1 pseudogene is annotated in these 262 nt (G+C 60.7%); it reads left to right on the forward strand.

Annotated elements, in window-relative coordinates:
- Window positions 1-262, forward strand: a pseudogene (locus AAEZ08_RS23065) (acetylglutamate kinase); the annotation flags it as partial.

A 262-nucleotide genomic window follows, 5' to 3' on the forward strand; every position in this document is an offset into this window, starting at 1 on the left:
GCTCAAGCGCCTGTCCATCGAGAGTCACTTCATCGATGGCATGCGCGTGACTGACGCGCAGACCATGGACGTGGTGGAGATGGTTCTCGGCGGCCAGGTGAACAAGGACATCGTCAACCTGATCAACCGTCACGGCGGCAGCGCAATCGGCCTGACCGGCAAGGACGCCGAGTTGATCCGGGCAAAGAAGCTCACCGTCACCCGCCAGACGCCGGAAATGACCCAGCCGGAAATCATCGATATCGGCCAAGTGGGTGAAGTG

This window comes from Pseudomonas sp. E45-MNA-CIBAN-0222 (assembly GCF_040310405.1).
Classification (GTDB): Bacteria; Pseudomonadota; Gammaproteobacteria; order Pseudomonadales; family Pseudomonadaceae; genus Stutzerimonas; species Stutzerimonas stutzeri_AC.